Source organism: Bacillus sp. S/N-304-OC-R1, from assembly GCF_019749375.1.
Lineage (GTDB): Bacteria > Bacillota > Bacilli > Bacillales > Cytobacillaceae > Cytobacillus.
On the sequence record NZ_JACWFE010000001.1, the window covers coordinates 53,826 to 76,102 of the forward strand.

Here is a 22,277-nt window from a genome sequence, read left to right on the forward strand (position 1 = left end):
TTCAATTTTCTTATAACTTTACCTCATAACATTCAGAAAAGTCAATCCTTTCAAGAAAATATATTAGTAGCCTAGTAAAACAGTACATAAAGCAATCACTTTGGAACGATAATTAGTGCTTATATACTATAAGAAAAACAATTTCTAGACATAAATGGTAAACATTTTACTAATATAGAATTTTATTTCTTTTATAGAAGCGAATATTTTCTACTATATCTGTGTTTAAAACCTTTGAATTACCTACTTTAACGTGTTAAAATGGCTTTGGAAATTATTTAACCCCTAAAAATATTATTATTCTTAATTGTTAATTGAATAAATGCACAAATATCCAAATTCTTTTAATAGACGAACTAATACTATAGAATAATCATTTTGAATCTTTATTAGAAACAGAATATCTTTTTATGCAAGCCATTTCGTTTATTTTATTTATTCAATTTACTCATTTATTCATTTATTAGGGAGAAAATAATTGATATTGAACTTTTCAAATATAGTGATGGAGGTTTTTTTTCATGAAAAAGCCATTGAATGGTGAACGGCCTTTAAATCAAGGATTTTTCGGTCCAAACCTTGGCTATGTCATCGAGTTGTATGAAAACTACTTAGAAAATCCTGATTCAGTTGATCCAGAGATGAGAGCGTATTTTGATTCTACGGGATCACCTGTTGCAGAAAGTAAGGATTTCTCTGGAACTGAAACAAATGTAGCCTATACATCCGCTAATCAGTTAGAAAAAACATTAGCGGCTATTCGTTTGGCTGATAATATCAGATTCTATGGCCACCGTGCAGCGGATATTTATCCATTAAATAACCAGGAACCAGAGAATAAACTTTTTGATCTATCTCGTTATGGTTTAACTGAAGAAGATTTAAAGGCTATTCCAGCAAGTCTTATCTGTACTGAAGCAAAAGTTCCATTAAGAAATGGTCTTGAAGCTATTGAATATTTGAAGAGTGTGTACATGGGTACAATTGCTTTTGAATTCCATCATGTTGATGATGAGAATGAAAAAGAATGGCTGCGTAAAAAAGTAGAATCTAGCGATCTGCACTTAAAGCTTCACCCTGAAGAAAAAACTAAAATCTTAAAAAGACTTACTGAAGTAGATGAATTTGAAAAGTTCCTTCACAGAACATTTGTTGGACAGAAGAGATTCTCAATTGAAGGACTTGATACAATGGTTCCTTTACTTGATGAAATCGTTTCTGAATCTGTTTCAAATGGCACAAAGACAATTAACATCGGAATGGCTCACCGTGGACGTTTGAATGTTCTAGCACATGTTCTCGGAAAACCATATGAAATGATTTTTGCTGAATTCCAGCATGCTCCAAATAAAGAGCTAGTTCCATCTGAAGGTTCCATTGGAATCAGCTATGGATGGACAGGGGATGTAAAATACCATCTTGGACTTGATAAGCAAATTAAAGACGAAAATACAACGATTGCTCGCCTTACTCTTGCGAATAACCCTAGTCACCTTGAATTCGTTGGAGCCGTTGTTGAAGGCTATACTCGTGCTGCTCAGGATGATCGGACTAACAAAGGATATCCTAATGAAGACTTCCGTTCTGCACTTTCGATTATTATTCATGGTGACGCGGCATTCCCAGGTCAAGGTGTTGTAGCTGAAACTTTAAACCTAGGTCAGCTAAAAGGATATAACACAGGTGGATCTATTCATATTATTGCTAATAATACGATTGGATTTACAACAGAATCATATGACTCACGCTCAACAAGATATGCAAGTGATTTAGCAAAGGGATATGAGATTCCAATCTTACATGTTAATGCTAATGATCCGGAAGCATGTCTTGCAGCAGCAAGATTAGCATGTGAATATAGAGAGAAATTCCAAAAAGACTTCTTAATCGATCTGATTGGGTTCCGTCGTTTCGGCCATAATGAAATGGATGAACCAATGACGACCAACCCATTAATGTATAAAATTATTCAAAAGCATTTAACTATCAAAGAATTATATGCTGAAAAACTTATTAACCAATCAACAATAACAAAAGAAACTGCTTCACAATTAGAAGAAGATGTAATTAATAAGTTAAAAGCAGCGTATGAAAAGGTTCCAAACAAAAAAATTCCTGTTGAAGATATGGATGTTCCTGAAATAATTGAAAAAGGCCTTCCAAAAATTCAAACAGCTGTCCCTATTGAGACTTTGAAACAAATAAATGAAGAACTTCTATTATTCCCAGAAAACTTTAAGGTCTTTAACAAACTAGACAAGATCTTGAAGAGAAGGTTGGAAGCTCTTGATGGAGAAGCAAAAATTGACTGGGGCCATGCTGAAACATTAGCATATGCATCTATTATTAGCGACGGAACTCCTATTCGCTTAACGGGTCAAGACTCAGAACGTGGAACATTTGCGCACCGTAACATTGTTTTACATGACACTGAAACAGGTAAAGCATACTCTCCACTTCATTTACTATCATCAGCAAAAGCATCATTTGCTGTACACAATAGTCCATTATCAGAAATGGCTGTACTTGGATTCGAATATGGCTATAATGTATTTGCTCCTGAAACACTTGTACTTTGGGAAGCACAATTTGGAGATTTCGCAAACTCCGCTCAAGTTATGTTTGATCAATTTATTGCGGCAGGACGTGCAAAATGGGGACAAAAATCTGGTTTAGTTATGCTTCTTCCTCATGGCTATGAAGGTCAAGGACCAGAGCACTCAAGTGCCCGTTTGGAGAGATTCCTTACTTTAGCAGCTGAAAATAACTGGACTGTAGCAAACCTTTCGTCATCTGCTCAATATTTCCATATTTTACGCAGACAGGCAGCGATTTTAAATCGTGAGGAAGTTCGTCCGCTCGTAATTATGTCGCCAAAGAGCCTACTTCGTCATCAATTAGTTGCATCTAGCGCTAAAGACTTAAGTGAAGGTGAATTCCAGCCTGTTCTTGAACAGCCGGAACTTGGGCAAGAAACTGATAAAGTGACAAGATTAATTTTAGCTTCAGGAAAAATGGCAATTGATCTTGCAGAACAGCTAAAAAATGTGGAAAATAAAGACTGGTTCCATATTATTCGTGTAGAAGAAATTTATCCGTTCCCAATGGATGCAATTAAAGAAATTATGAACCGTTATCCAAACCTTAAAGAAATCTTCTGGGTACAGGAAGAACCTAAAAACATGGGTGCTTGGACATTTGTTGAGCCAAGACTAAGAACACTTGCTGATTCTAGTGTTGAGGTTACTTATGTTGGCAGACGCCGTCGTTCTAGCCCATCAGAAGGGGATCCAATTATCCATAAGCACGAACAGGCACGCATCATTGAAGAAGCATATACGCGAAAGCAAGAAGGAGGAAATTAAGGTGGCAGAAATTAGAGTACCTGAATTAGCTGAATCAATTACAGAAGGAACAATTGCTCAATGGTTAAAAAAACCAGGTGATTTCGTTAATAAAGGCGATTATGTGGTTGAATTAGAAACAGATAAAGTTAACGTTGAAATTATTTCAGACTTTACAGGAGTATTAACAGAAGTAAAGGCGCAAGAAGGCGATAATGTAAATGTTGGTGAAGTTATCGCAGTTGTTGATGAAAGCGGTCAAGCAGGAGCAGAACCAGCACAAGCTGCTGCACCAGTTCAAGAACAAGCTCCTGCCGGGGAGCCTACAGCGAAACCAGCAGAGGGAGCTACACCTGCGCAAGCTGCAGATGACAAGCAGCAGCGCACAATCGCTTCTCCAGCAGCGAGAAAAATGGCTCGTGAAAAAGGGATTGACTTAAATCAAGTTCCTACTGTAGATCCACTTGGAAGAGTAAGAGCTCAAGATGTTTCATCTTACAATCCTCAAGCTAGTGCAGCACCAGCGCAAGCACCAAAAGCTGCACCTGCACCTGCACAAGCTAAGCAAGATGGAGAAAAGCGTGTAGAACGTATTCGCATGTCTCGCCGCCGTCAAACGATTGCTAATCGTCTTGTAGAAGTTCAACAAACAGCTGCAATGTTAACGACTTTTAATGAAGTGGACATGACAAATGTGATGAATCTGCGTAAACAACGCAAAGACAAATTCTTTGCAGAGAATGATGTAAAATTAGGCTTCATGTCATTCTTCACGAAGGCTGTTGTTGCTGCACTTAAGAAAAACCCATTCTTAAATGCAGAAATTCAAGGCGATGAAATCGTATTGAAGAAGTTCTATGATATCGGTGTAGCGGTTTCAACTGAAGAAGGTCTAGTTGTTCCTGTTGTACGTGATGCGGACCGTAAGAACTTTGCTGAAATCGAGAAAGATATTATGGATCTTGCCATAAAAGCTAGAAACAACAAGCTTGGACTACAAGATCTTCAAGGCGGTACATTTACAATAACTAACGGAGGAACTTTCGGATCATTATTATCAACACCAATCTTAAATGGTCCTCAAGTTGGTATTTTAGGTATGCATGCAATCAACCTTCGTCCTGTTGCAATTGATGCAGAAAGAATGGAAAACCGTCCAATGATGTACATTGCATTATCATATGATCACCGAATTGTTGACGGAAAAGAAGCAGTTACTTTCTTAAAACGAGTAAAGGAACTTATTGAAGATCCTGAATCACTTCTATTTGAAGCTTAATTATATACTGCAGGGTGGGTTATCCCATCCTGCTTTTCTATGCTTAAAAAGGGAGCAGGTATGCTTCCTGCCCCAATCACTAAAATCTTTATTTTTTAATAGGCTTTAATCCACGTTTAATGATTTCTCTTTTCAATATCCATATCCATTCCTTCTCAGATCCAGACTTTAATGCATCACGATACGAGACGACCAATTGTTCATTACTCATAATCTTCATTTGCATTACCTCCTAATGGATTGAATATTCTTTCTATTCATTCCATTGTAAACGTTTCCTTTCTGTTTGAAAACCCAATTTATTAAAAAAAGATAAAAAGCACTAGATCATCTTGAAAAGATTTCAGATTAAATTGGAATATATTTATTAAAGCTTGTAAGATAAAATTAACTATTCAATAAGGAGAACCGTGATGGAATTACAACTGGATCATATCGTTCATTATATTAAGAGAAATCCTAGGGAAGCAGTTGGAAAATGGCAAGATCATCAATTTCAAGCCGTAATGGGGGGAAGCCATGAAAAATGGGGAACTCATAATAGCTTATTGTATACAGGCTCATCGTATATTGAATATTTAGCGGTTGAAAATAAGGAAATCGCTAAAAACTCTAATAATCCATTAATCATTCAACTAATTCATGATTTGAATAAAGGGGAAGGTATTGGACAAATCTGTTTTCGAACGAATGATATAATGAATGTGAAAACAATGCTTGAACAAAAAGGCTACAATACATTTCCTATTTTTCCCGGCAGTCGAAAAAGGGAAGACGGATCTATAATTAAATGGAAAATGCTTTTCATAAATGAAATTTCGCCAATGCCATTCCCGTTTTTTATCGAGTGGGATCAACCTGATGAAGAACGTTTTATAGACCTAAAACAGCGTGGCATGATTGACTCTAAACTAGAAAACCATTTTGTAGAGTTTATATATATTGCCTCAAAAAATGGTGAACAAACAGCTAGAAAATGGTCGCAGATATTTGATTTTCCATTATCAGACACAGTAATAGACACATCAATATCATCAAAAAACACAACAATATCATGCGGAACGACGAAACTGGTGTTCTGTGAGCCAATAGAAGAAGAAGGGATCGTCTTCAATACATTACAACAACGTGGCGAAAGACCTTTTATGCTTCATTTTAAACCGCTTCTTTTTACTCAGCCTCTCTACTTGTTTGATTCTTTATATCAATAATGTATTTGTATAAGTAATAACGTGTTGGCATGGTGATCAACACGTTTTTTATTTGGCTGTTTTCTATAAGATTGTTTTTTAATACATTGCTAACGCAGAGTGGATTGGAGCGAAAGGCACTTGACTCCAGTGGGAGATAGAGGAAAAGTCGAGACCCCGCAGACGGAACGGCGAGGAGGCTCGACTTCCTCCCCACGGAGAGCAAGTGCCTGTAGCGGAAAGGAACGGTTCCATTTTCATGACTAAAAACAGCAAACTTTACAAAAACAGGCTTTTTTTTATTTTGAAAAGATTGAGAGTTTTTTCATACTAAAGGTGTATTTTTTCTTCATTCTCATGGTCAATGAGCTCCTTATCGAAATCAATTAAAATAAAAATGAAGATAAGGCGAGAGGAGAATGGAAAATGTACGATCAAGTTTATGTTATAGAAAAGCTAGAGAAATACAGACAAGAGGAGTTAAATAGAAGACCATATTACACCTATCATGTTAGAGAAAAAGGAGTAAAAAAACAGCTTTGCAGCATCCCAATAATTAATTATCTTCCACCATGCCAATGCAATGCACTTAAAGGATGACGGATCCAATCCGTCATTTTTCTTTTTAATGAATATGTTCAGATTAATCAGAACAAACATGACGATTCGACTATTATACTTATCCATCGAGATATAATTCCTTCTAAATGTTTAATACATGCTAAGAAAGTGGTAAAGAACAATTGCCATCTTCTTAGAAAGAGGGTTTTCATATGGAATATTTCACAGATCATCTATTATTTGAATTGGTATATGAGGATATATTGTTTGAGCATCTTGAATTTATAAGGATTGATCATATTTGTGATGTTTGCTATATTACGTTGAAAAATGTAATTACTTCAGCAGTTTATACATTCGAACAAAATAAAATAAAAAGCTTGCGAAAAAAGTTTTATCGATATCCTCAAAACTCCAAAAAAAAGAAGAATCATATTGCAGTTAGCCACTAAAATTATTTATACTATCATTATCAAGTAAAAGGAGTGGCAGCAATTGATCCATCTAAGCTGGAATGACCGCGAGACATCAAAAAAAGTAAAATGTATTCATACAAATGCAGCTAAATATATAGTTGACCGAGCTTTAACTGCTGGTAAAGAGTACGATGTAAAAAATGAAACAGAGGAATTTTATTTTATAGTTGATAATACAGGAAAAGTCGGCGGCTATTACAAAGATTATTTTCAAGATGCATAAGCAAAAAGCTTGGCAGCTTGCTTTTTCTTTTATGAATTTCTTAAAAAGGGAGGATCTAACAATTGTTAGATCCTCCTTTAATTTCATCATTTATTAAAATGAGTCGGGAACACACGACGAACAGTATTTGTAAATTCATCAAAGAATCCACCGACAGGTTTTCCACTTCGAATATCATTTGAATAACCAGTCATGCGATCATAAAAATCAGGATTTACAGATACGTAAACATCATTGATATCCTTGTCCTCTTTTTTTACTTGATCTGAAATCTTTCCTTCAATATCACGAGAGATATCCTTTCGATTGTTAGCTAATTTTGCAGCTACATACGCATTATTCCCAACTACAATCACATATGCAGAATCCACTTCTTTTAAAGAAGTAATACGATCTGCTGCGCGATCAGCTACTCGCATATTATGGGAATCATTACGTGAATTGTTATTTAACATATTGTCATTACGATAATTGTCATCTCGATAATTATTATCACCTACTGGAGTTAAATCAGTTCCTCTCATATTTCTGTTATCATATACAGGGTTTGTATTTACTCCAGGATTATTAACCCTTGTCAAACCGTTATTATCTCTATTTCCCATTGCTGTATCTTCTAAATTTTTGTTATTAACGCCACATCCTGCAAGGAGAGACATTGTAAAAAGCCCAGCTATTATTGCTTTTATTTTCATAAAAGAAAACCTCCTTTGATTTTTCATAAATAGGTTCCCTTATATTGAGCCTCGTTATCCATGTGATTTTTTCCGTAATGTGCGAGATATTCCATTTAATTTTCTATACTAGGTTTTAACATGTTCTTTTGTGAGTTAAAATAAATAAATTAATAAATGAAGGCAGGAGATTAATTTGACATACATTTATGTAGGGATAGGGGGGCTGATTGGGAGTCTCCTTAGATATTTTCTTTATTCCATTTCAGTTTTTTTATGGGGACATACATTTCCATTGGGTACACTTATCACAAATATTATTGGTGCTTTTCTGCTTGGGATTTTTACTAATAAATTTGCTTCACAAAATAAAATTAGTCCCCAGCTAAAGCTTGCTATAAGTACGGGGGCAATTGGCTCTTTTACAACTCTTTCCACATTAAGTACTGATGTTGTCCAATTATTGAATCAAGGTACATATTTATTGGCATACTTATACGTGTTTTTAAGCTTAACAGGGGGAGTTGGTGCTATTTATATTAGCGGACTAAATCATAAGCACAAGGAACGAGAGGAACTATTATGATTATTAAGTTATTGCTTATTAGTATTGGAGGATTTATTGGTGCTATTTGCAGGTACAAGCTGTCACTGCTATTAAATAGTAAAAAATCAGGAACAATCCCTCTAGGAACACTATTTGTTAATTTAACCGGCTCTTTTTTATTAGGATTAATCCTAGGACTAGATAGCAGTGAGAATGCTCATTTATTATTTGGCACTGGATTTATGGGTGCTTTTACCACATTTTCAACCTTCAATCTAGAAGCCGTGAAACTGCTGCAGTCAAATGCGAAACAACGAGCAGTTTTCTATATTCTCTCCACTTATATTTTCGGAATAACACTAGCTTTTATTGGCTATTACATAGGAAAGATAATATAAAGGAAGAGGCTGACCCAAAAGGACTTTAAAATTGACTTTCATTATATTAATGAAATAATTTTCACTTTTTTGCACTAAGTTGATTGGAGTGGAAGGCGCGAAGACTCCTCCAAAATGCATACGCATTTTGTTCGTGCGGTGTAATTTCAAGGATGACCACTCATTATCCTGCGGGAAAAGCGGACAGGTGAGACCCCGCAGGAGCATAGCGACGAGGAGGCTCACCGTTTGCCCCGCGGAAAGCGAAGCGCCTGGAACGGAAATCGACGGGACATATTCATAGACCAAACAAAAATGAGGTGCCCCTAATACTTTTGGGACACCTCTTTCATTATTTCTGATTAATTGGTTCTTTTGTTTTTTCTACTTGCTTAGTTGATGGGTAAAGTCTTTTGCCTATAATCGTTTGAATTGTTAAGAAAAGACCCCCAACTGTCCAATATAACGGTAATGCAGCCGGTGCATTTAAGGAAACCATAACAATCATAATCGGCGATAACAGTCCCATAAATTTCATTTGCTGCTGCTGTTGAATTGGCATTGTTGCTTGTGAAACTTTAAATTGAAAAAAGTATACAATCCCCGCTGCAGCGGTAATCCATATATCTGAGTGACCAAGATTAAACCATAAGAATGAATGAGTCGCTATTTCTTCAGATCCTCTAATGGCATAATAAAAGCCCATTAGGATAGGCATTTGAATTAATATCGGAAGACATCCCATATTTAACGGATTCACACCATGCTTTTTATAAAGTCCCATTAATTCCTGCTGAAGCTTTTGCTGTTCTTTTTGATCTTTAGTCGCTTTTAATTTCTTTTGAATTTCATCCATTTCAGGTTTCAGCACATCCATTTTTTCTTTCATAATGCGCTGATTTTTATATTGTTTTAACATGAGGGGCATTAATAATAGTCTAATGCCTAGGGTAATGATAATAATTGCTATACCATAATTATCATTAAATACAGAAGCTGTTCCATGGATCAATGATGCAAATGGTTCAACAACCATTCTGTGAAAAAATCCATCATTGTTTTGTCCAACTTGTGAACACGCCGATAAAAGTAAAGTTAAAGCAGATATAAGCATGAAAAGAATAAAGTTTTTCTTGTTTTTCATAAATTTCTCCTCCTATTATTGTTTTAATTCAATAGAAAGGAGCAATCACTGTCAGGATCATCGCTAAGACCGTCTTTTTTCCTGATACACTTCGTGATCCAATGTAAAAGCGGATTCCACTGCAAGTTATTTTTCAAGTGTTTTGGTGGAATTATAGTAATTGAATCAAGACTTTTCGTATCGTTTAAAGATTCATGAAAAGAATATTGTATATTCCAAACCCATAAAAATTTTATCATGAGCCCTAATATAAAACTGACATAGATGGCATAATCTGCGGGAATATTGGATGCATCCATAAAAAAGTCTAACATGTACTCACCTCGATACTTTAGGGCAATGGATAAATTATAATAGATTTTTATGCTTGTTGCAATTGTGAACACAATCCAATTATTATGAGTTGGAATATTTTTCATTGTACTGAATATAAGGAAGTAATAGAATATAGGATGGACTGACTATTTGATCGAACGGTGGGGTATTTTGGTTTTTATCAATCGTAAAACGTTATTATCAATCGCAAAAGTAATTATTCCGATATTGATTTTGTTAATAATTAGTTATGAAGCGAAAGGATTATTTAAAGATTTTAATTGGAACCTAATTGATTTATATTTGGACAAGCTATCGCTTCAGAGAATGATTATAATTCTTATACTTGGGTTGGCCGCCCTCTTACCGATGTTTTTTTATGACGTCATTCTTTTACAAATTTTCGAAACTAAGCTGGCTAAGAGGCATTTAATACTGTGTTCCTTGTCTGCTAATGCCTTTTCAAACCTTGTTGGATTCGGAGGAGTAGCTGGAGCGACTTTACGGTCATATTATTATCGGCAATACGTACCTGAAACAGTTCCATTTATAAGGATTATCGCTAAAATGTCCCTTTTTTATTTAACGGGCTTATCTATTCTTTCTTGGCTAGTAGCATTATCGGATTTACATGTGTACTCCGAAATTAAATTTATGAAGTTTGCCGTTTGGGGGATTGCAGCCTATACGCCTGTATTACTTTTTCTTTTTTCATTTAGAAAAAAGTTTTGGAATTTGGAAAATTTAAAGCGGGGCTTTATTGCTGAATTAATAGCCGTTTCAATATTTGAATGGCTTTCTGTCGGAGTATGTATTTGGGGGATTGCTCATCTAATAGGTGTGACTGTTCCATTTTCAATCATTTTTCCAATCGTCATTATTTCGGCATGTGCAGGAATTATTAGCTTAATCCCCGGCGGAATCGGTTCCTTTGATTTAGTGTTTCTTATAGGGATGGAGACACATGGAATTCCAGCAGAATTAAGCTTATTAATAATTATGTTTTACCGCCTTAGCTATTATATTTTTCCTGTCCTAATTAGTACCCCATACGTTATCCTACAGCTGCTTGGAAAAAGAAAAACGAAAAGAAACTAAACAAATTGCTAAAACAGCATTCATGTTTAGTTTTTTTAAAGGTACGACAGTACTAACAATCATTTTCGTGTAATCGCAGAAAAAACGGGTAAAATGGAAGTATCAATTAATAATACTGGAGGTATCTTTATGGTTGCTTCATATCCTGACGACAGTCTTACGCTACATACGGATTTATATCAAATTAATATGGCTGAAACGTATTGGGAGGATGGCATTCATAATAGAAAAGCTGTTTTCGAACTGTATTTTCGAAAACTTCCCTTTAAAAATGGATATGGGATTTTTGCTGGATTGGAAAGAGTGATAGAGTATATTAACCAATTTCGTTTTTCAGACAGTGATTTAGCTTATTTAAAAGAAGAGTTAGGGTATAAGGAAGATTTTCTTGACTATTTAAAAACCTTAACATTTACCGGCTCTATTCGTTCGCTAGAAGAAGGAGAGCTTGTATTCGGCAATGAGCCGATTATGAGAATTGAGGCAACGCTCGCACAAGCACAATTAATAGAAACTGCCTTGCTAAATATCGTTAATTATCAAACATTAATTGCAACAAAAGCGGCTCGAATTAAAGAGGTTGTTGGTGATGAAACAGCAATGGAATTTGGGACAAGGAGAGCACAAGAAATGGATGCTGCCATATGGGGAGCAAGAGCTGCATTTATCGGCGGGTTTCAGTCAACCTCTAACGTGAGGGCGGGCAAGAAATTTGGCATTCCAGTTTCGGGTACTCATGCCCATGCACTTGTACAAGCCTACCACGATGAATATACAGCCTTTCATAAGTACGCTAGAAGACATAAAGATTGTGTTTTCCTTGTTGATACATACGATACACTAAAATCAGGTGTGCCTAATGCGATAAAAGTGGCAAAGGAGCTCGGAGATAGAATAAATTTCATTGGAATTCGGCTTGATAGCGGCGACCTAGCCTACCTATCTAAAGAGGCTAGAAAAATGCTGGATGCTGCCGGATTTCCGCATGCCAAAATTATCGCTTCTAATGATCTTGATGAATATACTATTTTGCATTTAAAGGGACAGGGAGCAAAAATCGACTCATGGGGTGTTGGTACTAAATTAATTACTGCCTATGATCAAGCTGCTCTTGGGGCAGTCTATAAGCTTGTTTCCATTGAAAACGAAGAAGGCAAAATGATGGATACTATTAAAATTAGCGGCAACCCTGAAAAAGTAACAACACCGGGATTAAAAAAGGTTTACCGTATCATCAATAAAGCGAACCAAAAATCCGAAGGAGACTATATAGCACTTGAGGATGAAAATCCACAGGGAGAAAAACGCTTGAAAATGTTCCACCCAGTACATACATATATAAAAAAATATGTCACTGATTTCGAAGCTAGAGATCTGCACAAGGATATATATGTAAATGGAGATCTTGTCTACATATTGCCTAAACTCACAGATATTCAAAAATTTGTGAAGGAAAATCTTAATTTACTTTGGGAGGAATACCGTCGTTCCTTAAATCCAGAAGAATATCCTGTCGACTTAAGTCAAAAATGCTGGGATAATAAAATGGAGCATATTCAAAAGGTGAAGGAAAAAGTGAAAAAGTTATAAAATAAGCATGAGTATGAGCAGCTTCTTTAGGGAGGTATAATAGTGACATCGCAAAGGGAAATTATAGAAAAACTACATGTTAAATCAACAATTGATCCTAAGAATGAAATTAGAAAGAGAGTGGATTTCTTAAAGGATTACCTTAAAAAAACAGGTGCAATAGGTTATGTACTTGGCATAAGTGGCGGCCAGGATTCCACACTTGCTGGCAGACTTGCACAGATCGCAGTTGAAGAACTCCGCAATGAAGGAAGAACGGCAAAGTTTATTGCTGTCCGCCTTCCATATGGTGTTCAAGGTGATGAAGAAGACGCAAAGTTGGCATTATCCTTTATTAATGCCGATCATGAGTATGTTTTTAATATTAAAGCAGCTGTAGATGAGATTCAAAAAGAATATAATACATTAGTTAATGATCAGCCATTGAGCGATTATCAAAAAGGAAATGTAAAAGCAAGAATGAGAATGATTGCTCAGTATGCATTTGGCGGCATGGGCGGTTTATTAGTCATTGGCACAGATCATGCTGCAGAAGCGATTACAGGTTTTTATACGAAATTCGGCGACGGCGGTGCAGATGTTACTCCGCTAACCGGGCTATCAAAGAGACAAGGTAAAGCGCTATTACAGGAATTAGGCGCAGATGAAAGGCTTTATTTAAAAGTGCCAACAGCAGATCTCCTCGATATGACACCCGGTCAAGCGGATGAAACAGAACTGGGTCTCACATATGATGAATTAGATGATTATTTAGAAGGCAAACAAGTTCCACAAGACGCGGCAGATAAAATCGAAAAACGCTACCTGCAGTCTGAACACAAAAGAAGAATGCCGGCTTCTATGCAGGACGATTGGTGGAAATAAGAAGAACAGCGTCAGGATAAGTCCTAACGCTGTTTTTCATTAATCAACCACTATATAAGCGATCATCGGACCATTTTGTTCTTTTTCAAGATGTGTATGACAGATTAATCGGTATACACCTTCTTTTTTGAAATGAAGAGGTACGACCGTATCCTCGCCTTTTTTGACGATTCCTTTAATATCTGTTCCTTCAATCGAAAATGGGTGTTCAGCCCCATTTACTCCGCTAATCACGAGATTCACTTTTTCCCCTTGATGAACAAAGATTGTGCCAGGGTCCCAACGGTATGATTCAATCTCTTTCCCATTTGGGAGCTTTGATTTAAATTCCCCTGTCACCATGTGTATTTCGCGAACCTCTCCCTTAGTATCTTCGCTAAAGACCGTTACTGCATCATTGTTAACGAGCAGCCAAATGGATGCAGATGTTACAGATAGAATTATGACTAAGAACATGATGATAGACCTTTTTTTCAAAACTAGAAACGGCATTTACATTCTCCTCCTCTAAAATGTTTGTCCATTACAATAGATATGCTGACATAGGGGGAGAACTTGTCTACATTTTTTATTTATTTAACTAGTTCCTTTCTACTGATTTGTTCTTTCTTACTGTAAAATATATACATTTAGAAGCTATAATATAATCAAGAAGGGAAGGGGATGGAAAATGAAATGGATTATATTATTAGCAGCAGCGATTGGGCTAATTATATTCCTATTTAAGAAAAGAAAAAGAAACCAGTTCAAATTAAAACCGGAATCAGTGCCAACTAATCTTGGAATTTTAAAGCCAAGTGATAAGGAAATCTGTGGTGGCGGGTGCAGTTAATAATTAAGTAATCCATTGGGATTGCTTATTTTTTTTGCATAGTATATTTTAGAGTTTGCGCGATAATTTCATTTTTGTAACATTTTCATGACTTTTATCCTAAATAAGCATAGTTTTGGTAAAATCTTATATGGACAAAAACAAGAAAATTGGAAGGTAATGTATGAATAAGATAATTCTAATTATGTTAATAATCTTTTCTTTTTGCGTGCCAGTTGGAACAATTGTCCATGCAGAAGAACTTTCAAACCCAGAGGTTAGAAGTGAAGCAGCCATCATTGTTGATTCTGAAACAGGGGCTGTCTTATATGAAAAAAATGCAGAACAAAGGATGTATCCTGCAAGCTTAACAAAAATTGCTACGGCCATCTATGCAATTGAAAACGGAAATTTAGAAGATATGGTGACAGTAAGTAAAAATGCGGCAAATACAGATGGAACAAGCGTTTACTTAGAAGAAGGCGAGCAGGTTCCATTAAAGAAATTAATTCAAGGAATGCTTATTAACTCAGGCAACGATGCTGCGGCGGCTATTGCGGAGCACTTGGATGGAAGCCATTTTGAAGAAAAAATCAATGAATATTTAAAAACAAAAATACATGTGTCCAATACTCATTTTACAAATCCTCATGGATTGTTTGATGAAAATCACTATACAACAGCTGAGGATTTGGCGAAAATTACTAGCTATGCACTTAAAAATGACATCTTCAGAGAAATATATGGCACGAAGGAATTAAAATGGATAGGAAAATCCTGGGATACGACTCTTTTAACGCATCACCTTATGTTAAAGGGTGAAATTCCATATGAAGCGGTAAATGGCGGCAAAACAGGATATGTGCCCGAATCTAAATTTACTCTGGCTACTTCTGCCCAGAAAGATAACATGGAGCTAACTGCTATCGTTTTGAAAGGGGTAAATGATAAAGAAGTATATGATGATACCATTTCATTATTAGATTATGGTTTTGACCAGTTCAAGCATACTTACATCCCAAAATCGGATACCTTTCAAAAAGAAGGAAAAACCTTTACTACAGGTTTATATGATGTATTGATCACAGTCCCGGCCAGCTCCTATGAAAATATTATTACTTCAGATGGACAGCTTCAAGTAACAAATACAAACGGTAATATTATACAAGCAGTCACTCTTGTTGAAAAGCCGGTTGAAAAAACTGACACTCGACAGGAAAAGGTTGAACAACCGTCAGATAGAAAAACAATGGGTTTTTACGGAAAATATGCTATCATCCTTACTGCTGTTGCGGGACTCCTTATCGGGATAAGAAAATTAAAAAAACGATAAACGAACTTATTTTCGTTTATCGTTTTTTTATTTGACGATTGATACTGCCAAAAGCATGAGGAAAGAAATGAAGATCATTGTTCCTACTAGCATCCAGGCTAATTCCATATTTCCCGATTCAAGAGACATATAAATAGCAGTTGACATTGTTTGTGTTTTACCTGGAATATTTCCAGCAAACATCAAGGTGGCCCCAAACTCCCCCAGTGCTCTTGCAAAACTTAAAATGCCCCCTGTAATAAGAGATTTATAGGCAAGCGGCATCGTGACCCGAAAAAAGACTGCCCATTCTCCAGCACCATCTACTCTTGCAGCATCTTGAATTGCAAGATCAATTTCTGAAAATCCTGTTTTCGCGGATTGATACATAAGCGGAAGAGCCACTATTGTTGATGCAATAACTGCAGCATACCAAGAAAACATAATAGATTGATTAAAGATAGTTTGTATCCATCTCCCGACAGGGCTTGTATTCCCGAAAATTACAATTAGCAAAAAGCCCACAACAGTTGGCGGCAGAACAAGAGGTAGTAGCAGAACCGTCTCTGCCACTACTTTTCCTTTATATTTTTTTAACGTCATAAATTTGGCCAGCAGCGTTCCGATAACGAATACTAAACATAGTGTTACGAACGAAACTTTTAATGAAAGTATAACTGGCGAAATAAATAGCTCATTCATTCATATCAATCCAATACATTAAATCCATATTTTATAAATGTGTCCTTTGCAGTTTTTTCTTGAAGGTACTGATAGAATATTTCTGCTTCTTTCATATGCTTATTCGAATTAACAATTCCAACCGGATAGACAATTGGATCATGGCTATCTGCACTCGCTTCACTAACAACTAACACTTTATCTGAAGTTAAAGCATCAGTTTTATAAACTATACCGGCTGCAACATTACCGGTTTCTACATATGTTAGCACTTGCCTTACATCTTTTGCAAAAACAAGATTAGGTTGAATTTGCTTCCATAGCCCTAAAAATTCTAGAGTTTGCTTTCCATAGCTTCCTGCTGGAACTGCCTCTGGTGTACCGAGAGCAAATTTTTTGTCATTTAAATGCAAAAGATCTTCAAATCCTTTTATAGAATCCTTTGAATCTTTTGGTATGATTAATACAAGTGTATTGCCTAACATATCATTGCCTTGATTTTGATCGATCAAGCCTTTAGAAACTAATTCATCAAATTTATCTTCTGCAGCGGAAAAGAACAGGTCTACCGGAGCTCCTTGAATAATTTGCTTTTGTAAAGCACCAGAACCGCCAAAGTTAAATAATAGTTTAATATTTGGGTACTCTTCTTCAAATACAGGCTTAATTTCATTAAAAGCATCTTCTAAACTTGCTGCGGCTGAAATAGTTAATTCTATTTTTTCGTGCTTCTGTTCATTTGATTTGGCTTGCTGTTGTTTGTTATATTGACTCTCTGTATTATCTGTTGAACAACCAGTAACAAAAAGAAATAATAGTAGCAGCATAAAAATATATTTTTTTATTCTCATATGTTTCACATTTTCCTCTCATTATAATTAAATATAAGTAGTTATAACTAATTATAACTACTTATAACTACTTATAGAAGTAATTTTTTCCAAAAAAATAAAGGTAGGATTGATAACATGTCAGATCATAATATTTCATATACGATTGAAGAGGTAGCTGCTCTTTTAAAGGTTTCTAAATTAACCGTCTATGATCTCATAAAGAAGAATGAACTTACTTCCTATCGAGTAGGAAGGCAAATGCGCGTCGATTCTACTGATCTTGAAAGCTATAAATTGAGAACAAAAAATAGAGGAGTACACCAAGCAGCCCATTCCAATAAGGATTCAAACAATCTTTTAAATCCGCGAACATTTGTTATAAGCGGACAGGACATTGCATTAGATTTATTAGCAAAACAATTAGAAAAAGAGGAAATGAACATTAGACCGCTGAGGTTATATACCGGTAGTCTAAACAGTTTAATTTCTATGTACCAGAATCAATGCGACTTAGTCAGCCTACATCTCTTTGATGGTGATACAGGCACTTATAATATTCCTTATGTAAAAAAAATCATGACTGGAATTCCGTTTATTGTAATTAACTTTCTCTCAAGATGGGCGGGACTATATGTGCAAAAAGGAAATCCAAAAAATATATCTGGATGGATGGACTTAAATAGAGACGATATTTCGATCATTAATCGTGAAAAAGGAGCAGGCGCAAGGGTACTATTAGACGAACAGCTCCGAATACATGGGATTCGATCAGTGGAGGTTAATGGATACAGCTTAGAAGAAACAAGTCATTTAGCTGTTGCTGCAGCCATTAAGGGGGAAAAAGCCGATGTTGGAATTGGAATTGAACATGCAGCGAAAATTACCGATTTAGATTTTATACCGTTAATAAAGGAAAGATATGATTTGGTTTTATTAAAAACAGAAGAAAATGCTGCTATTATTGAGAAACTAAAAGAAACTCTTTCATCATCTGAATTAAAGAAGGAACTAAAAATGATGGGAGATTATGATTTGACTGAAACCGGGAAAGTAATATTTGAAACCTTTTAAAATGAATTTAAAAACTACGGTTAACTCTTTCATTAATGGAACATAACTAAGAATGTATTAATGAAAGGAGGACTAAAATGTTCGATAACTTTGAAGTTAAGCAAGTATTTGAAGATCAAATCCACGAACGTCATCAGTTTAAATTTAATATCGCTGGAAATGATTATTCAGGAATCTACCATGATGAAGAGATACATTGGTTTCATCCTCGACCAGGGCATTCTCTTGAACAAGAACATGTGGAAGCTATCGAAAATAAAGTACATGATTTAATGAGAGAACATCTCCAGTAAAGGATTAAAAGCATCTGTCACTATTGCTGACTAGATGCTTTTATTTTTTTAGAACTTCTTTTCCTTAATATTTGAGAAAGGCATTACTTTTCTTGCACATAGAATAATCCATGTTGCTAATACAAAAGGCATTGTCAGAGCCGGAAGTCCAAATGGAATAAGCAATGCGTCCACACTAGCAGTAATAAGAACAGCTAAACAAGCAGAAATGATTCCTATTAAAACTGTGAGAAAATTTTGTTTTTCATTAAAAACAGCTGATACTGCCAAGATTGTTAAGATGGCATTGTACCCATAAAGCCCTAACATCATTAATGTATGTTCAGCTCCAAGAAAGTAAGCAAAAATCAAAGCCGTAATGTTTCCTAAAATTGCATATAGCCCTAACTTCCAACCGGCAAAAAAGACGGCGACAAAAAGTAATATCCCTGAAAGTGGTTCATCCAACAGATAAATCTGTCCGATTCCATTAAAAATTCCTTCAATGAAATCTACTTTTTCCGTTAATTCTGGTCCTAAAACAGATAGATTTTGTGGTTCGAGTTCTGGTGATAAATTAATCGCATGTAATTTATAAGGTGTCAGTAATATGATCCATGTTAGAACGATAAAAGGGAATGTTAATATAGGGATTCCTGTATTTCTCATTAAATATACGATTGCAGCGGTAAAGATTGCAGCAATTGCCGCTCCACCGAGAGCAAATATCCATCTGTTAGATCCTGTTAGAAACAGCATCAAAGCCATCCCAGTTAATACTGAATTATACCCTAGTAGACCTTGATTGACTTTTTGTTCCTCCATCCCACCTATTTTTCCGATAAAGGTACCAATAAAAGCAGATAATAATGCAATGATTCCTTCAAATATTGAAGAAACCATTATCGCTAACAATATAATCAAACCTGATATCGCATTTTCAATTAATATGACTTGAGAAATACCTTTTAATGAGGCAGTGATAAACGATAATGCCGACCCTCTTAATGTGAATGACTGATTTGTTTTATTCATACCTTTTACCCCTTATTAATTTAATTCTTTCATTAGCTTTCCAAATATCCATTACGAAAATCCATCATAAAAATTTTTGCTAGCTAACGAAGAATTTCCGTTTAAATGTTAAATATTAGGAAATAATGAATTTGGGTTCAAATAATATTTTTTTTGGATAATTGGTAGACCTTTTTCCCTACCTATAAAGGAGGCCTATTTATGCAGTTAGTACCACGTGAGATTGACAAGCTTATGATAGTTGTCGCAGCTGATCTGGCAAGACGGCGAAAAGAAAGAGGATTGAAATTAAATTACCCCGAAGCCGTAGCTCTTATTACCCATGAAGTTCTAGAAGGGGCCAGAGATGGAAAAACTGTTGCACAGTTGATGGAATATGGCGCAACCGTTTTGTCGCGTGATGATGTAATGGAAGGGATTCCGGAAATGATTGATGATATCCAGGTCGAAGCGACTTTTCCTGATGGAACAAAATTAGTTACTGTTCATGATCCAATTCGCTAAATAGGAAAAATAATGAGAATGGCAGGAGGGTTTTCAGTTGGAACCAGGACAATTATTTTTAAAGGAAGAAGAAATTGTTTGTAATGCCGGTAGAAGTAAAACAAAGATTTCCGTAACGAATACTGGTGACCGACCAGTGCAGGTTGGATCTCATTATCATTTTTATGAGGTAAACGAAGCGCTGCAATTTGACCGCGATGAAGCCTTTGGTAAAAGGTTAAATATTCCGGCGGGCGCAGCTGTACGTTTTGAGCCAGGCGATGAAAAAGAAGTAGACTTAGTTAGCTATGGCGGAGAACAGAGAATCTATGGTTTCAATAATAAAGTCGATGGATCTGTAGAAAAGAGGGGTCAAGCATGAGTTTTAACATGTCGAGAAAGCAATATGTTCAAATGTTCGGTCCAACAACAGGTGACTCCATCCGGTTAGCGGATACAGATATAATTATTCAAATTGAAAAAGATTATACAACCTATGGAGAAGAGGTCGTTTTCGGCGGTGGGAAGGTAATCCGGGACGGAATGGGGCAAGATCCACTTGTTACTCGCGGTGATGGGATTCCGGATCTTGTGATTACAAATGCAGTCATACTTGATTATACAGGCATATTTAAAGCTGATATTGCCATTCGTGATGGGAAAATAGCCGGAATCGGAAAAGCTGGGAATCCTTTAGTCATGGATGGTGTAGACATCATTATTGGGGCATCAACAGAAATTATCGCAGGAGAAGGCATGATCGTCACTGCTGGGGGAATCGATACTCACGTTCATTTTATTAATCCTGAACAAGTTAGCACAGCATTAACTGCAGGTTTAACAACTTTAATTGGCGGTGGAACAGGGCCAACAGCCGGATCAAGAGCAACAACCGTAACTCCGGGAGAATGGAATATTCATCGAATGCTGGAAGCTGCTGAAGGACTCCCGATTAATGTGGGATTTACTGGAAAAGGGCAAGCTGCAGCAGAAGAACCTCTAGCTGAGCAAATTCGGGCAGGTGCAATCGGATTAAAGGTTCACGAGGATTGGGGAGCAACAGCTTCAGCAATTGATTATTCATTAAGGGTAGCAGATAAATTCGATGTTCAAGTGGCATTGCATGCTGATACATTAAATGAGTGCGGCTTTGTCGAAAACACATTGGCAGCCATCAAAGACCGTGCAATCCATATGTACCATACTGAAGGAGCGGGAGGGGGCCATGCACCTGACCTATTAATGTCAGCCGGCTATATGAATGTACTGCCGTCCTCTACAAATCCAACTTTGCCCTATACCGTTAATACAATAGATGAGCATATGGACATGTTAATGGTTTGTCACCATTTAAATCCATCTGTTCCAGAAGATATAGCTTTTGCTGATTCAAGGATTCGGCGTGAAACGATTGCAGCAGAAGATATCCTACAAGATATGGGTGTTCTAAGCATGACAAGCTCAGATGCACAGGCAATGGGACGTATTGGAGAGGTAGTAATCCGGACATGGCAGACAGCAGATAAAATGAAAAAACAACGAGGATTACTTCAAGGTGATAGTAAGCTTTCGGATAATAATCGGGCAAAACGATATATTGCAAAATATACGATTAATCCAGCTATTACCCATGGGATTGCAGATTATGTTGGGTCTGTAGAAGTAGGCAAAATTGCCGATTTAGTTCTATGGCAGCCATCTTTTTTTGGAGTGAAGCCTGAACTAGTTCTAAAAAATGGATTTGTTGTCTACGCCTTAATGGGAGATGCCAATGCATCAATTCCGACACCACAGCCAATTATCCATCGTCCAATGTATGCTACAACTGGAAAAGCATTAATGAAAAGCTCAATTACTTTTATTTCTCAGGCTGCATTTGAAGATAAAATACATGAAAAACTGGGTCTCGAAAGAATAATTCTTCCTGTTCATGGTATTCGCAAATTAACAAAAAAACATATGAAGCATAATTCCGAAACTCCGGAAATTTTAGTAGATCCGCAAACTTACGAAGTAAAGGTAAATGGAGAAATAATTATGTGTGAGCCTGTGGACAAGGTACCAATGGGGCAAAGATATTTTCTGTTTTGAGGTGAA

25 protein-coding genes are annotated in these 22,277 nt (G+C 36.1%); 18 read left to right on the forward strand and 7 right to left on the reverse strand.

Features of this window, described 5'->3' with window-relative positions:
* Positions 1-521: 521 nt before the first annotated feature.
* Complete coding sequence (locus H0173_RS00255; protein WP_221843921.1) at positions 522-3,365, forward strand: 2-oxoglutarate dehydrogenase E1 component; 2,844 nt, start codon at positions 522-524, stop codon at positions 3,363-3,365.
* Position 3,366: 1 nt separating this feature from the next.
* A complete protein-coding gene (odhB, locus tag H0173_RS00260; RefSeq protein ID WP_221843922.1) occupies positions 3,367-4,623 on the forward strand; it encodes a 2-oxoglutarate dehydrogenase complex dihydrolipoyllysine-residue succinyltransferase in 1,257 nt (418 codons plus the stop codon).
* A gap of 88 nt (positions 4,624-4,711) precedes the next feature.
* Here the strand turns inward: odhB and sda are convergent, their stop codons facing one another.
* Complete coding sequence (gene sda, locus H0173_RS00265) at positions 4,712-4,843, reverse strand: sporulation histidine kinase inhibitor Sda (protein WP_221843923.1); 132 nt, start codon at positions 4,841-4,843, stop codon at positions 4,712-4,714.
* 193 nt (positions 4,844-5,036) lie between these two features.
* On the opposite strand from sda, the gene H0173_RS00270 reads away from it, so the two are divergent.
* From H0173_RS00270 to H0173_RS00285, 4 genes are all read left to right on the forward strand, one after another.
* Entirely contained in the window at positions 5,037-5,834 is a 798-nt protein-coding gene (locus tag H0173_RS00270) for a VOC family protein (RefSeq protein ID WP_221843924.1), read from the forward strand.
* A gap of 405 nt (positions 5,835-6,239) precedes the next feature.
* Positions 6,240-6,413 (forward strand): hypothetical protein, encoded by a 174-nt coding sequence (locus tag H0173_RS00275; protein ID WP_221843925.1) that lies wholly within the window; start codon positions 6,240-6,242, stop codon positions 6,411-6,413.
* A 173-nt stretch (positions 6,414-6,586) separates the two neighbouring features.
* Positions 6,587-6,826 carry a hypothetical protein gene (locus H0173_RS00280; protein ID WP_221843926.1) on the forward strand — a complete coding sequence of 80 codons (240 nt, stop codon included), beginning with the start codon at positions 6,587-6,589 and terminating at the stop codon, positions 6,824-6,826.
* Positions 6,827-6,869: 43 nt separating this feature from the next.
* Positions 6,870-7,073 carry a DUF6501 family protein gene (locus tag H0173_RS00285; protein ID WP_221843927.1) on the forward strand — a complete coding sequence of 68 codons (204 nt, stop codon included), beginning with the start codon at positions 6,870-6,872 and terminating at the stop codon, positions 7,071-7,073.
* 86 nt (positions 7,074-7,159) lie between these two features.
* Here H0173_RS00285 and H0173_RS00290 read toward each other — a convergent pair whose 3' ends face one another.
* Positions 7,160-7,768 carry a YhcN/YlaJ family sporulation lipoprotein gene (locus H0173_RS00290; RefSeq protein WP_221843928.1) on the reverse strand — a complete coding sequence of 203 codons (609 nt, stop codon included), beginning with the start codon at positions 7,766-7,768 and terminating at the stop codon, positions 7,160-7,162.
* Between the two features lie 175 nt (positions 7,769-7,943).
* Here H0173_RS00290 and crcB (H0173_RS00295) point away from each other — a divergent pair, with 175 nt between their 5' ends.
* Together crcB (H0173_RS00295) and crcB (H0173_RS00300) are read left to right on the forward strand one after the other, a co-directional pair.
* Positions 7,944-8,333: a fluoride efflux transporter CrcB gene (gene crcB, locus H0173_RS00295; RefSeq protein WP_221843929.1), complete on the forward strand. Its 390-nt coding sequence runs from the start codon at positions 7,944-7,946 to the stop codon at positions 8,331-8,333.
* Positions 8,330-8,692 carry a fluoride efflux transporter CrcB gene (gene crcB / locus H0173_RS00300; protein ID WP_221843930.1) on the forward strand — a complete coding sequence of 121 codons (363 nt, stop codon included), beginning with the start codon at positions 8,330-8,332 and terminating at the stop codon, positions 8,690-8,692. Before crcB (H0173_RS00295) ends, crcB (H0173_RS00300) begins: the two co-directional genes overlap by 4 nt.
* A 331-nt stretch (positions 8,693-9,023) precedes the next feature.
* Here crcB (H0173_RS00300) and yidC read toward each other — a convergent pair whose 3' ends face one another.
* A complete protein-coding gene (gene yidC, locus H0173_RS00305; RefSeq protein ID WP_221843931.1) occupies positions 9,024-9,815 on the reverse strand; it encodes a membrane protein insertase YidC in 792 nt (263 codons plus the stop codon).
* A gap of 465 nt (positions 9,816-10,280) precedes the next feature.
* Between yidC and H0173_RS00310 the strand changes: the two genes are divergently transcribed.
* From H0173_RS00310 to nadE, 3 genes are all read left to right on the forward strand, one after another.
* Entirely contained in the window at positions 10,281-11,228 is a 948-nt protein-coding gene (locus H0173_RS00310; RefSeq protein ID WP_260630954.1) for a lysylphosphatidylglycerol synthase domain-containing protein, read from the forward strand.
* A 129-nt stretch (positions 11,229-11,357) separates the two neighbouring features.
* Positions 11,358-12,818, forward strand: coding sequence for a nicotinate phosphoribosyltransferase (locus H0173_RS00315; RefSeq protein ID WP_221843932.1), 1,461 nt, complete (start codon positions 11,358-11,360; stop codon positions 12,816-12,818).
* Between the two features lie 42 nt (positions 12,819-12,860).
* On the forward strand, positions 12,861-13,682 hold the full coding sequence (gene nadE, locus H0173_RS00320; protein WP_221843933.1) for an ammonia-dependent NAD(+) synthetase: 822 nt from the start codon (positions 12,861-12,863) through the stop codon (positions 13,680-13,682).
* A gap of 39 nt (positions 13,683-13,721) precedes the next feature.
* Here the strand turns inward: nadE and H0173_RS00325 are convergent, their stop codons facing one another.
* Entirely contained in the window at positions 13,722-14,174 is a 453-nt protein-coding gene (locus tag H0173_RS00325; RefSeq protein WP_221843934.1) for a cupredoxin domain-containing protein, read from the reverse strand.
* A gap of 178 nt (positions 14,175-14,352) precedes the next feature.
* Here H0173_RS00325 and H0173_RS00330 point away from each other — a divergent pair, with 178 nt between their 5' ends.
* Both H0173_RS00330 and H0173_RS00335 read left to right on the forward strand, forming a co-directional pair.
* Positions 14,353-14,514: a hypothetical protein gene (locus H0173_RS00330; protein WP_221843935.1), complete on the forward strand. Its 162-nt coding sequence runs from the start codon at positions 14,353-14,355 to the stop codon at positions 14,512-14,514.
* A 163-nt stretch (positions 14,515-14,677) separates the two neighbouring features.
* Positions 14,678-15,826, forward strand: a complete 1,149-nt coding sequence (locus tag H0173_RS00335) for a D-alanyl-D-alanine carboxypeptidase family protein (RefSeq protein WP_221843936.1) — start codon at positions 14,678-14,680, stop codon at positions 15,824-15,826.
* 27 nt (positions 15,827-15,853) lie between these two features.
* Here the strand turns inward: H0173_RS00335 and modB are convergent, their stop codons facing one another.
* Entirely contained in the window at positions 15,854-16,507 is a 654-nt protein-coding gene (gene modB, locus H0173_RS00340) for a molybdate ABC transporter permease subunit (RefSeq protein WP_221843937.1), read from the reverse strand.
* Positions 16,508-16,512: 5 nt separating this feature from the next.
* Positions 16,513-17,337 carry a molybdate ABC transporter substrate-binding protein gene (gene modA / locus H0173_RS00345; RefSeq protein ID WP_221844743.1) on the reverse strand — a complete coding sequence of 275 codons (825 nt, stop codon included), beginning with the start codon at positions 17,335-17,337 and terminating at the stop codon, positions 16,513-16,515.
* A gap of 117 nt (positions 17,338-17,454) precedes the next feature.
* Here modA and H0173_RS00350 point away from each other — a divergent pair, with 117 nt between their 5' ends.
* Together H0173_RS00350 and H0173_RS00355 are read left to right on the forward strand one after the other, a co-directional pair.
* A complete protein-coding gene (locus H0173_RS00350) occupies positions 17,455-18,390 on the forward strand; it encodes a helix-turn-helix transcriptional regulator (protein ID WP_221843938.1) in 936 nt (311 codons plus the stop codon).
* Between the two features lie 77 nt (positions 18,391-18,467).
* Entirely contained in the window at positions 18,468-18,683 is a 216-nt protein-coding gene (locus H0173_RS00355; RefSeq protein WP_221843939.1) for a DUF5342 family protein, read from the forward strand.
* Between the two features lie 48 nt (positions 18,684-18,731).
* Here H0173_RS00355 and H0173_RS00360 read toward each other — a convergent pair whose 3' ends face one another.
* Positions 18,732-19,697 carry an urea transporter gene (locus H0173_RS00360; RefSeq protein WP_221843940.1) on the reverse strand — a complete coding sequence of 322 codons (966 nt, stop codon included), beginning with the start codon at positions 19,695-19,697 and terminating at the stop codon, positions 18,732-18,734.
* Positions 19,698-19,898: 201 nt separating this feature from the next.
* Between H0173_RS00360 and H0173_RS00365 the strand changes: the two genes are divergently transcribed.
* From H0173_RS00365 to ureC, 3 genes are read left to right on the forward strand one after another with little or no spacing between them, the layout of a single operon-like run.
* Entirely contained in the window at positions 19,899-20,201 is a 303-nt protein-coding gene (locus H0173_RS00365) for an urease subunit gamma (protein WP_221843941.1), read from the forward strand.
* Between the two features lie 37 nt (positions 20,202-20,238).
* Complete coding sequence (gene ureB / locus H0173_RS00370) at positions 20,239-20,562, forward strand: urease subunit beta (RefSeq protein WP_221843942.1); 324 nt, start codon at positions 20,239-20,241, stop codon at positions 20,560-20,562.
* On the forward strand, positions 20,559-22,271 hold the full coding sequence (gene ureC, locus H0173_RS00375) for an urease subunit alpha (RefSeq protein WP_221843943.1): 1,713 nt from the start codon (positions 20,559-20,561) through the stop codon (positions 22,269-22,271). Before ureB ends, ureC begins: the two co-directional genes overlap by 4 nt.
* The last annotated feature ends 6 nt before the right edge of the window (positions 22,272-22,277 follow it).